The sequence below is a fragment of the Gemmatimonadota bacterium genome, from assembly GCA_009835325.1.
GTDB lineage: Bacteria > JAAXHH01 > JAAXHH01 > JAAXHH01 > JAAXHH01 > JAAXHH01.
In genome coordinates, this window is sequence record VXWP01000013.1 from 1 (window position 1) to 13,871 (window position 13,871).

A 13,871-nucleotide genomic window follows, 5' to 3' on the forward strand; every position below is an offset into this window, starting at 1 on the left:
TCCCCGAACCGCTCCGCGCGGCCTTCGAAGACCGTCTGTACGTGGTCCTGGCCCGGCACCGCCGGGCGGAGGAGACCCTGAAGGAGATCCGCCTGCGGGAACTGGCGGACCGGTTCGGCCTGCCCACCGTGGCCGCCGTGGAGGTCCTCTACCATACGCCCGGACGGCGCCCCCTGCAGGACGTGCTGACCTGCATCCGGGAGGGGGTGACCCTGCCCGCGGCCGGGCGCCTCCTCCGGCCGAACGACCAGCACGCGCTCAAGGGGCCGGAGGACATGGCCCGCCTCTTCGCCGACGACCCGGCGTCCCTCGAACGGACCCGCGAGGTGGCCGCCCGCTGCACCTTCTCCCTCGGGGAACTGCGCTACCGCTACCCGCTGGAGCGCCTGCCGAAGGGAAAGACGTCTTTCCAGTACCTGGAGGAGCGCACCTTCGAGGGCGCGGCCCGCCGCCTGGGCGGCAAGTTCGAAACGCAGGTCCCCCAGCTGAAGAAGGAACTCGCCCTGATCCGGGAGCTGGAGTACGAGGGGTATTTCCTGACCATGCACGAGATCGTGGAGTACTGCCGCCGCGAGCGCATCCTCTGCCAGGGCCGCGGCTCGGCGGCCAACTCCGCCGTCTGCTTCGCCCTGGGCATCACGGGCGTGGACCCCACCCAGGTGAACCTCCTCTTCGAGCGGTTCATCTCCAGGGAAAGGGCCGAGCCGCCGGACATCGACCTGGACATCGAGCACAACCGCCGGGAGGAGGTGATCCAGCACGTGTACAAGAAGTACGGGCGCACCCACGCCGCCATGGTGGCCAACGTGGTCCGCTACCGCCACCGGTCCGCCATCCGGGAGGTGGGCAAGGTCCTCGAGATCCCGGCCACCGGCCTGGACCGCCTGGCCCGGCAGGTGTCCCACGGGCACTGGGACGAGGACTTCATCCGCCAGGCCGACCTCGACCCGGAGAACCCGGCCCTGCGCCACCTGGCCGCCCTGGTGCTGGAGATCCAGGACTTCCCCCGCCACCTCTCCATCCACCCCGGGGGCTTCCTGCTGGGCCACCATCCCGTCCACGACCTGGTGCCCATCGAGAACGCCACCATGGAGGGGCGGACGGTGATCCAGTGGGACAAGGAGGACGTGGAGGACGCGGGGCTGTTCAAGGTGGACCTCCTGGGCCTGGGCGCCCTCAACCTGCTGCACCTCGGCTTCGACCTCCTGCGGCGGCACCGCCGGATGGAGCTCTCCCTGGCCACGCTCCCCCGTGAGGACGCCGCCACCTTCGACCTGATCTGCCGCAGCGACACGGTGGGCGTGTTCCAGATCGAGAGCCGGGCCCAGATGGCCATGCTCGGGCGCCTGAAGCCGCGCACCTACTACGACCTGGTGATCGAGATCAGCATCGTCCGCCCCGGGCCCATCACGGGCGGCATGGTCCACCCCTACCTGCGGCGGCGCAACGGCGAGGAAGAGATCACCTATCCCCACGAAAGCCTCGTGCCCGTCCTGGAGAAGACCCTGGGCGTGCCCCTCTTCCAGGAGCAGGTGATGCAACTGGCCATGGTGGCGGCGGACTACACCCCCGGCGAGGCCGACCAGCTCCGGCGGGACATGGCCGCCTGGCGGCGGTCGGGACGGATCGAGCGGCACCGGGAACGGCTGGTTTCGCGCATGATCAAAAAAGGCATCGCGGAGGAATTCGCCGAGCACGTCTTCATGCAGATCCGCGGCTTCGGCGAGTACGGCTTCCCGGAGAGCCACGCCGCCAGCTTCGCCCACATCGCCTACGCCACCGCCTACCTGCGCTGCCACTACCCGGCGGAGTTCACCTGCGCCCTGCTGAACGCCCAGCCCATGGGGTTCTACTCGCCCTCCACCATCGTCAACGACGCCCGGATACACGGGGTGGAGGTGCGTCCGGTGAGCCTGCGCCGCAGCCGCTGGGACTGCACCCTTGAGGAGATCGCGAGGGAGGGCGGTGGTAGCGCGGGTGGTGGCAGCGGCGCGAGCGGTCCAGTCGGCAGTGAGGGCGGTGGCGGTGCGACCGGAGCGGGTTCGGGCCGCGGCGCGGCCGGCCGAAAACCCCGCCTCCCCTTCGCGGTCCGCATGGGCCTGCGCTACGTCCGCGGACTGGGGGAAGGAGACGGGGCGCGGCTGGAAGCGGCCATGGAGCAGGCGCCCTTCCGCGATATCGCCGACGTCGCCCGGCGGAGCGGCCTGAACGCGGACAAACTCGAGTCCCTGGCCGAGGCGGGCGCCTTCGCGTGCTTCGGTCCGCTTGGCCCGTTCGGTCCGGACCGCCGCGGCGCCTTATGGCAGGTCCTGGGGACCGAAACCGGCGGGCCGCCCCCCTTGCCGCTGAAATCCCGCGATGCCCAGCCCCGCTTCCAGTCCCTGAACAGCCTGGAGACCATCCTCTGGGACCACCAGGCCGCCGGCCACAGCGTGCAGGGCCATCTCCTCAAGCCGCGCCGCGCCGAACTCGCCGCCCGGGGACTGCCCACCGCCCGGGAACTCAACGGCATGCCGGATGGCCGCTCGGTCCGTTACGTGGGCCTGGTCATCTGCCGCCAGCGCCCCGGGACCGCCCAGGGCGTCACCTTCATGACGCTGGAGGACGAGACCGGCTTCGTGAACCTGGTCATCTGGGAAAAGGTGTTCGAGCGCAACGCCCTGCTGGCCAGGACGCTGCACTGCATGGGCGTGACCGGCAACCTGCAGGTGGGCGAGGGCGTGGTCCACCTCGTGGTCGAGGCGGTCTGGGACCCGAAGCTGGAGGACCGCACGTTGCGGCTGCGGAGCCGGGATTTTCGATAAAGGTTGCAATCAGCCGGCGTAAAACTTGCAATCGGCCGATAACAAACTTGCAATTGGACGACATAAAACCTGCTATCAGACAGCAGGAAGCGGATTCCGTATGGCTACTTCGCCGGCAGGGACGCGGCGTAGTCGGCGGCCCGGGCCACCCAGGTCGCCAGGTCGTCCTCGCTCGCAATGCCCGCCGGCTCCACCAGGGCCCATCCCCTCATGGTCCGACCCGCGATGTCCGCGGGTCTGGTGTGCGGTTCGGCCAGTGTCTCCTCGTGATTCTCCCGCTCGAGCCGCACGATGAGCGAACCCTTCCAGGTCCCCACGCACATGTTGCCGTGGATCATGAAGCAGACGCCACCGAACATGTTTTTCTCGGTGTAGCCCGGATGCGGTGAAAGCAGAGGCCGTATCCGGCCGGCCAACGTGTTGTCGCTCATCTTGACCCGCCTTCCGGCAAATATGGTCGCTTTCGTTCCAGTTTAATCATTATCATTCCTCAATATAAGTCGACATCAGTTACTTCAACATGGTATCGCGATTCCAACGCGATTCCAACACGATTCAAGGAGAGACGCACAAATGGTAAACCTGGTCATTCGTGAATGCGAACCCGAAGACGTGGAAGCCGTTCATCAGCTGGACCTGGACTGGGAATCCGAAGGGGTAACATACGGTTTCGGACCTAGTTCTCCAGACGAAATAAGGGAAGCCCTGGGACCCTATTTGCTCGTGGCCGTCGCAGAGGACGAAGTCATCGGGTACAGCCGCGGCGAGGTCCACGTCAGCCGCGACCTGTGTATATTCGAAGAGGGGGAGCAACACCTCGAAATATACGATCTGTACGTCAGGGAACCCTTCCGAAGCGCGGGAATCGGCGGCAAGCTGGTTGAACGCATGAAGGAGATTGCCGGGCGGAACGGCATCCGGCGGTTCCGCGTACACTCGGCCACCATGGACCTGGACCGTGTGCTCAGGTTCTACCGGAATCACGGCTTTAAGACGTGGTGCCTGGAGATGTTCATATGAAGTCGGACGACGCAATATGATGAAGTTTATATCTCCGTAATTGATGTTGACTATCAAAAACGAACAGTTCATTTTGTGAAACTATTGCTCGAAACGTATCCGGGAGTCTTCCGTTGACCAGCATGCTTCGCGGTCTCATAGCATTCACAACGACCCTGTCGCTGTTCGTACTGTTCTCGTGCGGGAAAGACGGTCCCACGGAACCGCCGGCGCAGGTGCCTGCCACAATCAACCTGTCTTCATACGAAGTCTCGCTTACCGCCGTCGGCCAGATGATCCAAATCACTGCCACGGTACTGGACCAGGAAAGCAGGATAATTCCGGGCGCGTCGGTTACCTGGTCGAGCAGCAATCCCAACGTTGCCAGGATCGACCCGGGTGGAACGGTAACCGCGGCATCGAACGGATCTGCACAGATCACCGCTTCGTTCGATCAGGCCAGGGCGACCGCGTCGGTCAGCGTCCGGCAGGAGCCGGCAAGTATCGCCATCACACCGGCATCCGCGACGCTGACGACGGTCGGCGAGACCGTTCAACTGGAAGCCGTGGTGTACGATAGCGGTGACACGGTCATCCCCGGCGCAACGATAGTCTGGACCAGCAGTCTTCCCGCCGTCGCAACGGTCGGCGCCAACGGACTGGTGACCGCGGTTTCCGACGGGACCACGCAGATCAACGCCGCATCGGGCACCGCGACGATGGTGGCCACGGTCTCGGTCTTCTTCCCTCCTGAGGCGTTCAGTATCACCCTCGATATTTCTTCCGCCACGCTGACCGAAGTCGGACAGACCCTTCAGCTGGCGGCCAAGGTGTACGATATCGATGGCGAGGCCATCCCCGGCGCGCCGGTGACATGGTCCAGCAGCAACCCCGCGGTGGCCACGGTCGATGAAACCGGGTTGGTTACCGCGGTGTTTAACGGTACCACGCAGATCACCGCCACATCGGGCGACGCCAGGGAATCCGCGCGGATTTCCGTCGACATCAGCGGCACCGGACCCCGGCCCTCGGTCGATCGGGAAGCGCTGATCGCCTTCTACAACGAAACGGGTGGACCGGACTGGACGAACCGTTCGAACTGGGTGAGCAACACGCCCATCGGGACCTGGTACGGGGTTTCCGCGGATGGCGACGGGCGGGTGGTCGGACTGCGCCTGAGAGACAACAACCTCTCGGGGTCGATGCCCGCGGACCTGCGACACCTGGGTGAGCTGAAGACTATGGACCTGGGTCTGAACCGGTTGACGGGAGGGCTACCGCCTGAACTTGGACATTTGCTGAAACTGGCCGAGTTGTCGCTGGACGGGAATCAACTGACGGGCAGCATTCCGGCCGAACTGGCCGACATGGTCAACCTGGTGTCATTGAATCTAGGCGCCAACCGGATATCGGGTGGTATTCCGCCTGAACTGGGCCGGCTGGGCAGACTGAAAGCCATGCATCTCCAGGAGAACGATCTGACGGGTGGCATTCCTCCCGAACTCGGCCGACTAACCGCGCTCGAAACCATCAGGCTCGACAACAACCGGCTGTCCGGCGCTGTTTCCCCGGCGTTCGGACAGTGGACCAGACTAACTCATCTCGGTTTGCACGACAATCAACTGACGGGCACCATTCCCCCCGAACTCGGGCAACTTACAAGTCTCGTCGGGTTCGAACTGCACAACAATCAACTGTCCGGAGGTGTGCCCTCCGAATTGGGCCATCTCACCACCATGCGATCGCTTCATCTTAGAAACAACCGCGGTATGGCCGGTCCGTTGCCCCTGTCGCTGACCGGCGTAAGCCTGACCAGCCTGTCGCTGGATTCCACCCAGTTGTGCGTACCACCGGATTCCGCGTTTCAGACCTGGTTGGCGCGCATAGCAGAGGTGTCGGGCGTTACTGAATGCTCGCCGTGACGCGTTTATGAACCATCCAGTAAGGGTATCGTATAGATGAGGTTCGCTCCCGGGTCTCGCTTCCTGCCCCTTTTCGTGGGTCTGGCCCTAACGCTGTCCCTGCAGCCCGCCTGCCTGACGAATCCCTCGGGTCCGCCGACGCAGGAACCCACTACGATCACGCTGTCGACCTACCGGATCGTGTTCACGGCCGTCAACGACCATGTGCGTATCGACGCCACGGTGCTGGACCAGGACAGCAGGGTGATCGCCGACGCCACGGTGAACTGGCGCAGCGCGGACAACAGCGTGGCCCGGGTGACCGACCGGGGCGTGGTGACGGCCGCGGGAGCCGGAACGACGCAGATCACCGTCTCATCGGGTTACGCCACGGCAACCGCGACGGTCTCGGTGGAGCAGGTGGCGGACAGCATCGAGATCTCCCCTTCTTCCATCACACTGGCGCAGGTGGGCGAGACAGGTCAGTTCACGGCGGTGGTTTTCGATGCAAACGACCGGATCATTCCGGGCGCGGCGGTGGTGTGGTCGAGCAGTAACCCCGAAATCGCCACGGTGGACGCCAGCGGCCTGGTGACGGCGGTGTCGCCCGGGGATGCCCTGGTCACGGCTTCCTCGGGCGGAGTCTCCACGTCCCGTCCCGTCTACGTCGAGGTCGCGCCGGAGCCGTCGCGCATCGTGCTCAACATATCGGAAGCGACGCTGGCGGCCGTGGGCCAGAGCCTGCAGCTGGACGCCCAGGTGTACGATTCGGATGGCGCGGCCATCCCGGGCGCGGTGGTGATGTGGTCGAGCAGCCGCCCGGACGTGGCCACGGTGGCCGCGGGCGGCCTGGTGATCGCGGTGTCGAACGGCACGACGCAGGTCACGGCTTCCTCGGGCGACGCGTCGGCGCAGGCGTTGATCCACGTGGTCATCGAGGGCACAGAGCCGCCGGACCCACCGGACCCGCCACCGCCTCCTCCTCCCCCGCCGGAAACGTCGACAGATCGTGACGTATTAGTCGCACTATACGAGGCCACGGACGGTCCGAACTGGACGAACAACACAAACTGGCTGAGTGATGCGCCGATTGGGGATTGGTACGGGGTGGACGCGAATGCCAGCGGGCAAGTGATTAATCTAAGGCTGAACAATAACGCGTTGTCTGGGCATATACCTGTCGAACTGGGTGAAATGGCTGAACTGCGTCTTCTGAGTGTCGGTTTTAACGCGCTAACCGGTAGTATTCCCCTCGAAATGGGAAAACTTGTCAACCTGCACTTTCTACGGCTGGACCACAACGAACTGACCGGTAGCATCCCCCCAGTTCTGGGTGAGTTAACTAGACTACGCACGCTGGATCTGGCGAAAAACGTATTGACCGGACGCATTCCCCCGGAACTTGGAAAACTGGCAAACCTGAAGGCACTGAGCATTGCCCGTAACCAGTTAACCGGCAGTATCCCTTCAGAATTAGGCGCATTGGCCAACCTTACAGAACTGAGTGCCGGTGCCAACCAATTGACCGGCAGTATCCCTCCTGAACTGGGAAGTCTTTCCAAACTTAGTATACTCGAACTACTTCAAAACGGTTTGACGGGGAATATACCTCCCGAATTGGGTCGGTTGACCAACCTGGAAAGGCTGTATCTGAACGAGAATCAACTCACAGGAGAGGTACCTTCCGAGTTTGGCGGCCTTGCCAGTCTAAAAACGCTTAATCTCCAGGACAACACAGGGTTGACCGGTCCGTTGCCTGCTTCGCTGACCAACGTGAGTCTGATCGAATTGTCGATGGGATATACGCAGTTGTGCGTGCCTTCAACCGACGAATTCAGGGTGTGGCTGGATTCAATAGAAAACGCAACAGGTGTCACGTTCTGCGAACCCGAACCTTCATCCGACCGCGACGTTCTGGTCGCCCTATACAATGCCACGGACGGTCCGAACTGGACGGACAACACCAACTGGCTGAGTGAAGAGCCGATTGGAACCTGGTATGGAGTAACGACAGACAACGATGTGAAAGTGATTAGACTGCGACTAAACGAGAACAACCTGAGCGGAGTGCTCCCCCCCGAGATCGGACAATTGTCCAATCTGCGAACGCTGCGACTCTTCAGTAACGCCTTGAGTGGTCCGATTCCTCCCGAGATAGGGCAATTGGCCAGTTTACGATACCTGGACATTTCAGATAACAAATTCACCGGAGTTATTCCACCCAGTTTCGGACAGTTAGTAAATTTAAGAGACCTGATCCTGTCCTATAACCAATTTACCGGAAATATCCTGCCTGAAGTCTGGCAACTAAGCAATCTGGTCTTCCTGGATTTGGCCGATAATCAACTCACGGGTATAATCCCGCCCGAAATCGGGCAACTTGTGAAATTGCGTACCTTGTCGCTTCATGGCAACCGGTTAACGGGTGTAATTCCACCCGAAATTGGACAGCTTGTAGAACTTGGAGGCCTGTTGTTACACGCGAATTTACTGACCGGCGAAATCCCATCGGAAATCGGACAGCTTGTAAATTTGAACGGCCTGAGGTTGGAAAGAAACCGGTTATCAGGCGAAATCCCGTCCGAAATCGGGCAACTTGTCGGTCTTAAAGGCCTCCATTTAAGCGAGAACCAGTTGACCGGAGATATACCATCCGAAATCGGAAATTTGACTGTTCTTGAGCGGCTGACCCTTTTTGAAAACCAGTTATCAGGGGGAGTTCCACCAGAAATAGGTGGAGTCACCAAGCTGTTGGTGTTGGATCTACGAGACAATCAACATATGTCAGGTCCCCTTCCGACTGCAATCACCTCTCTTTCGTCTTTGAACCGCCTGGCCCTTGAAGGGACGGAGCTTTGCGTTCCATCCAATGAGACTTTCCGAGCGTGGCTGGGCAGCATCGACAGACATTCCGGTGTCATTTTCTGCGAGGATGCGCCCGAACCATTGTCTGACCGCGACGCACTGGTCGCGCTTTACCACGCCACGGACGGCCCGAACTGGACGAATAACACCAACTGGCTAAGCGACAAGCCGATTGGAGATTGGTACGGAGTGTCCACGGACGCCGATGGGAGGGTGACCTGGCTCGCACTGGAACTGAATCGGTTGAACGGTGTCATTCCACCAGAAATCGGCGATCTTGGCAACCTTGTTGATCTCAATCTCTATGCCAACCAACTGAGGGGCCACATTCCACCGGAAATCGGATTGCTATCTAATCTTACATTCCTGAATCTGGGTCATAACAGCTTGACCGGACCTATCCCGGCAGAAATCGGACTACTTAGTGCAATCCGAGAATTACAAATCTACGAGACCAAGTTGTCGGGGTCCATACCGCCGGAGATCGGACAACTCAGTACACTGGTTGAGCTTTTGCTGTATGGTAACGAACTGACTGGCGCGATCCCACCCGAACTCGGCAATTTGCGCGTCCTTGAAACGCTACATCTAGGGGCTAATGATTTGGAAGGCACCATCCCGTCTGAACTCGGCAATCTGAATAGCCTGAAGAATCTCTCACTTGATAGCACGCAACTGACAGGCACCCTACCTCCCGAATTAGGCAATCTTGTTGCGCTTGAAAGGCTGAGTATTACTAACAACCAGTTGTCGGGCGGAATCCCTCCTGAATTCGGTCATCTCGACAAGCTGGAATCGTTGCAACTACAATACAATGAGCACATGGTTGGACGGTTACCTATCGAATTAACCACCATCTCCACCTTGAGTTACTTGAATCTGGAAAGTACAAAGTTGTGCGTACCCGACCAATCCGCTTTCAGGGCGTGGCTGGCCGGTATAGAGAGACAATCCGGTGTCGTTTATTGCGAGGACGAACCCGAACCACTGTCCGATCACGACGCGTTGGTTGCGTTCTACCACGCCACGGACGGTCCCAACTGGACGAACAATACCAACTGGATTAGCCAAGAACCGCTCGGTGAATGGTACGGGGTGAGTTTGGGTGACGACGGAAGGGTGATTGAACTGCATCTAAACGAAAACAATCTGGTAGGTTCGATTCCTTCGGTCCTGGGGAATCTATCTTACCTGACCGGACTCTACCTTCGAAGCAACGAACTTTCGGGTTCCATCCCGCCGTCGTTGGGCAATCTAACGGAATTGAAACAACTGGACTTAGACCACAACCGACTGTCGGGTCCGATTCCCCATACACTGGTCGAACTCACGGGACTGCAGGACCTGAGACTCCAGGACAATGAGCTGTCGGGTTCTATTCCTTCTTCACTGGGCGATCTTTCTAACTTGCGGGATCTTAGCCTGGCCAGGAACGCATTGACGGGCTCTATCCCTTCTTCGCTGGGGAATTTACAGAAACTGCAGTTCTTCTCTCTCTTCGAAAATGAGTTGTCAGGTCCCATCCCTTCTTCACTGGGTGGCCTGATCGGGGTCGAGCTTTTCTACCTCCACTCGAACGCGTTGACGGATTCCATCCCTTCTACAATGGGGAACCTGGTTAAGGTCCGGGACTTCAGGCTCGATAGCAACGAACTGACGGGTTCCATACCTCCAACACTGGGCAATCTGGCGGAAGTGACCCAGTTACTGCTTGGTTCCAACAGGTTAACGGGTGAAATCCCATCGTCTCTGGGCAGTCTTGCGAAATTAAGATCTCTCGGCCTTTCCGGCGGAAACGAGTTCAGCGGTTGCATTCCGATATCGCTGCATAATGTAGCCCAGAATGACCTGGCCGGGCTCGACCTGCCTGATTGCCCCTGATTTCTGAAGTGGGTCAGGCCGGTAAATTCGTGGCACGCTGCGGATCCCGCATCGCAGGAGGAGGCTCACCCTGCCCCCACCATCCCCCTCAGCCGATCCCACTCCTGCACATATTCGGCCAGGTGACCGTTCTCCGGTGATTTCGCCTTCTCTTCGAGCATGGACCGCACCAGGTCCTGTTCCTCCTGATACTGGTCGTCGTTGAAGAACCCGGCGAAATGGGCGATGCGAAGCCAGACGAGGTAGGTCGTCACGGCGTCGTGCTGGTTGTACTGGGCAATGCGCCGGATGCCGCCGTCGAGCCAGGCTTCGGCGACGCTGTCCCCGTCGAAACCGCCCATCTTGCCCGGGATGCCCGACAGCACCGCCATCTCCTTCAGGGAGGGGCGCGCCTTGCCCCACTCTCCGATGGCCATCATCAGGTCCACGTTCCATTCGCTGGCCCGCGAGAAGTAATCGTAGCCCTCCCACGGCTTGTCCGGCCGCTTGCAGAACCCGGCCGCGGTGATGCCCTTGATGATCCCTCGCTGGATCATGATTGGCAGGTCCGATCCGGTGGAATTGAAGCCTACGAGTTGGGGCAGGCGGCGCCCCACGCTCTCGAGGAACCGGGACAGGATCGTGGCTTCGTCGCAGTCATCGGGGTTGTCCGGGTCCCGAGGTTGTACGCGCAGGTCGATCGTGACGTTTCCCTGGGGATCCTGGCTCCGGGTCACCATGGCGATGGAGACCAGGCGGGACATGGCATACTTGAGAAAGGGCCGCGGCTTTTCTTCGGTGGCCCCGTTCTGGCGCCACATCTCCTGGACGACTTCGAAGTCGGGCATTTCGGCCGGCAGGTCGTAGAGCAGGCGCCCCGCGTCGGGGTCAGGCACCCATTCCGCGTCGAAGGCCCACACATCGTGTTTTACGCTTTTGAACATGATCGGTCCCGGGTTTGGATGATTGACTCAGTCATAATTGTCCTTTCTGCTAAACTACTGAACAGGTGATTCTCCATCGATATTATCGGCAATGCGCTCATCCGTAGCAAGGAACAGCGCGTCCCGCTCGTCCTGAGGTACGTAGGTTCCCGGATGGCCTGCCGATTCCATGGCCGCGCGCAGCGGAGCGAGATCCTGTTCGTGAAAGTGCGCCAGAAACCGGATGTTCCGCTGGACTTCCGAAGCGCTGAGACGGGCGACGGGTTTCTCCAGCAGGCCGTGGGTCAGGGGCACGAGGGCGTCGGGTCCGGTGCCGGACAGGAAGCGTTCAAGGGAGGCAACGACTTCCGGCGGCACCTGGCGAAAGCCGGTCAGGCGGGAACCCCTGATGCGTTCGTGGGGCGGAAGATGGCGGACCGGTTCGATATGTCCGATCAGCTTCAGCACGTAGACCAGCGCGTCGAAGGCGGCCAGGGCGCGCCGCCGCGACTTGAACACGCCGTACCACTTGAGGTCCAGATCCTTCCACGCGTCCACATGGGTCGTGAAGCAGAGCAGGACCTGCTTCTCCGTGCCGCCCAGGCCGAGGGCCGGGTAAAGGAAGTCCCAGGTGCCGTCTTCGTTGTAAGGCGGCCTCAGCTTGCGGATCAGTTCGTTCTCGAGCAGCAGGGCCTCGCGTTCCGATTCCCGCGGCATGATCTCGAGGGCGCTCGCCTCCCGGACCAGCGTCCGCATCTTGCGGTGCACCTTGCGGCGCGAGGCGTTTCGGTACTGCTGGAGTCGCCGCCTTATGTTCGCGGCCTTGCCGACGTAGATAACGGTGCCCTGCCCGTCCTTGAACAGGTAGACCGCCGGCGTCATGGGCGATTCATCGATGAGGCGCTCGCCGAATTTCCGGTCGAACTGGCGCATGGTGTAGTCGTATCTACAATGTATATACAGTGCATCTGCGTTGCATAATCGTTGCATCTGCGTTGCATGTAGGCCTGACGACAGTTATAATATACCCTTGTATACCGCATCGACATCCCAAATCCCTCATTTTCCACGAATATTCCGTGCACCGACCGGAGAGCCCGACCATGACCGCGGAAAAACTGATCATCGATTACATAAGCGACCAGGACGACGACCTGTCCCGGATGGCCATGGACATCTGGGACCATCCGCAGATCGCGATGCAGGAGACCTACGCGTCGAAACTGCAGGCAAAGGATCTGGAAGCGGACGGCTTTACCATCGAGTGGGGCGCCGGGGGGATGGAAACGGCCTTCGTCGCCACCTGGGGCTCGGGAGATCCCATCATCGGTTACCTGGGGGAGTATGACGCACTGCCCGGCCTGTCCCAGACGGTTTCCGCCGAGCGGGAAGCCATCGAACCGGGCGGCCCCGGCCACGGCTGCGGCCACAATCTCTTCGGCACGGCGTGCCTGGGTTCCGTAAAGGCCCTGAAGCGCGCGATGGAACGGGATGGCATCGGCGGCACGATCCGGTACTACGGCTGTCCCGCGGAAGAACAGGTGGTGGGCAAGGTGCTCATGGCGAATGACGGCGTCTTCGACGACCTCGACGCCGCCATCACCTGGCATCCCGGCGCAACGAACGTGGTCTGGAACGGTTCGTCGCTCGCGCTCAACTCCTTCAAGGTGAATTTCCACGGCGTGGCCGCCCATGCCTCGGCCATGCCGCACCAGGGTCGCAGCGCCCTCGACGGCGTGATGCTGATGGACGTGGGCATGAACTACCTCCGGGAGCACGTGATCCCGGAAGCGCGCATCCACAGCGTGGTAACGAGCGGCGGGGAAGCGCCGAACGTGGTGCCGGCCTTTGCCCAGGTGTGGTACTACATCCGATCGCCGAAACGCGCCGAGGTGGACGAGATGTACGAACGGGTACTCGACATCGCGAAGGGTGCCGCGCTGATGAGCGGCACGACCCACGATATCGAGTTTATCGGGGGCGCCTACGAGGTCCTGCCGAACGGCACGATCTCCGATCTGATGCTGAAGAACATGCAGGCGGTGAACGATCTCGCCTTCACCGCCGAGGAACGGCGCTTCGCCCGGCAGCTCCAGGCGACTTTTCCCGAGAACGCGGTCCGGTCGGCCTACGAGCGGATGGAGAAATCGACGGTCAAGGATTCCATTGCCGAAAGCATCGAGAATCCCCTCTGGACCCAGGTGCTTCCCCATACCGATACCCCGCCGCACGTGGAAGGTTCGACGGACGTGGGCGATGTGAGCTGGATCGCGCCCACGGGGCAGCTCACGACCTGCTGCTGGCCCCTGGGCACGCCGGCCCACAGCTGGCAGATGGTCGCCTCCTCCGGTTCGAGCATCGGTAGCAGGGGCATGCTCTTCGCGGCCAAGTCCCTGGCGCTTACGGGCCTCGACCTGTTGCGGGACCCGGACCTGCTCAAACGCGCCAACGAGGAATTCGACGAGGCGCGGGACGGCAAGACCTACAAGAGCGCGCTGCCTGAGGCGTAGTGCGCTGCC

8 protein-coding genes are annotated in these 13,871 nt (G+C 61.1%); 5 read left to right on the forward strand and 3 right to left on the reverse strand.

Going from position 1 to position 13,871, the window contains the following annotated elements; translation table 11 throughout:
• On the forward strand, positions 1-2,804 hold a 2,804-nt coding region (gene dnaE / locus F4Z81_01385), incomplete at its 5' end, for a DNA polymerase III subunit alpha (GenBank protein ID MXW03698.1).
• A gap of 104 nt (positions 2,805-2,908) precedes the next feature.
• Here dnaE and F4Z81_01390 read toward each other — a convergent pair.
• On the reverse strand, positions 2,909-3,235 hold the full coding sequence (locus F4Z81_01390; protein MXW03699.1) for a TfoX/Sxy family protein: 327 nt from the start codon (positions 3,233-3,235) through the stop codon (positions 2,909-2,911).
• Between the two features lie 142 nt (positions 3,236-3,377).
• Here F4Z81_01390 and F4Z81_01395 point away from each other — a divergent pair, with 142 nt between their 5' ends.
• From F4Z81_01395 to F4Z81_01405, 3 genes are all read left to right on the forward strand, one after another.
• Positions 3,378-3,824: a GNAT family N-acetyltransferase gene (locus tag F4Z81_01395; GenBank protein ID MXW03700.1), complete on the forward strand. Its 447-nt coding sequence runs from the start codon at positions 3,378-3,380 to the stop codon at positions 3,822-3,824.
• Between the two features lie 113 nt (positions 3,825-3,937).
• Positions 3,938-5,725, forward strand: coding sequence for a hypothetical protein (locus F4Z81_01400; protein MXW03701.1), 1,788 nt, complete (start codon positions 3,938-3,940; stop codon positions 5,723-5,725).
• Between the two features lie 36 nt (positions 5,726-5,761).
• Complete coding sequence (locus tag F4Z81_01405; GenBank protein ID MXW03702.1) at positions 5,762-10,450, forward strand: hypothetical protein; 4,689 nt, start codon at positions 5,762-5,764, stop codon at positions 10,448-10,450.
• A 65-nt stretch (positions 10,451-10,515) separates the two neighbouring features.
• Here the strand turns inward: F4Z81_01405 and F4Z81_01410 are convergent, their stop codons facing one another.
• Both F4Z81_01410 and F4Z81_01415 read right to left on the reverse strand, forming a co-directional pair.
• A complete protein-coding gene (locus F4Z81_01410) occupies positions 10,516-11,373 on the reverse strand; it encodes a hypothetical protein (GenBank protein MXW03703.1) in 858 nt (285 codons plus the stop codon).
• A gap of 54 nt (positions 11,374-11,427) precedes the next feature.
• The gene (locus F4Z81_01415; GenBank protein ID MXW03704.1) at positions 11,428-12,342 is read right to left on the reverse strand and encodes a hypothetical protein; all 915 of its coding nucleotides are present in this window, start codon (positions 12,340-12,342) and stop codon (positions 11,428-11,430) included.
• Between the two features lie 113 nt (positions 12,343-12,455).
• Here F4Z81_01415 and F4Z81_01420 point away from each other — a divergent pair, with 113 nt between their 5' ends.
• Positions 12,456-13,862, forward strand: coding sequence for an amidohydrolase (locus F4Z81_01420; protein MXW03705.1), 1,407 nt, complete (start codon positions 12,456-12,458; stop codon positions 13,860-13,862).
• The last annotated feature ends 9 nt before the right edge of the window (positions 13,863-13,871 follow it).